We start from the raw sequence: 404 nt of genomic DNA, 5'->3' as shown, positions 1-404 counted from the left end.
GCCGTCTTCGCTCGAGATGTCGCGGTCGGTACCGGTGATTTCCTGCGTGGTGCGAACGATCATGTCGATGTCCTCCTTCGATTTCGGTGCGTGCGAACGGGTCTCTAGGAGAGGACCTTCGCGACGGCACTTTCGATGATGTCCAGGCCGCGATCGAGCTCGTCGATCGTCGTGGTCAGCGGGGGAAGCAGCTTGACGACCTCGTCCTTGGGGCCGGCGGTCTCGACGAGCAGACGCTCGTCGTAGCACAGCTGAGACACCTTGCCTGCGAGTTCTGCGTCGTCGAACACCAGGGCCTGAACCATGCCGCGGCCGCGGGTGGAGATGCCGTCGAACTTGGCGCACAGCTTCATGAACCGGTCCTGGATGTGCTCGCCCTTGACGAGGGTTTCCTTCTCGAACTT

1 pseudogene is annotated in these 404 nt (G+C 62.1%); it reads right to left on the bottom strand.

The features are described from left to right. Positions 1 to 104: 104 nt before the first annotated feature. Positions 105 to 404: pseudogene (locus tag A2J02_RS19630) on the bottom strand (diaminobutyrate--2-oxoglutarate transaminase); the annotation flags it as partial.

Source organism: Rhodococcus sp. EPR-147 (assembly GCF_001647185.1).
In the GTDB taxonomy this organism is placed as follows: domain Bacteria; phylum Actinomycetota; class Actinomycetes; order Mycobacteriales; family Mycobacteriaceae; genus Rhodococcoides.
Note: the sequence above shows the minus strand (reverse complement) of the source record. Positions and strands in the feature narration are given on the sequence as shown.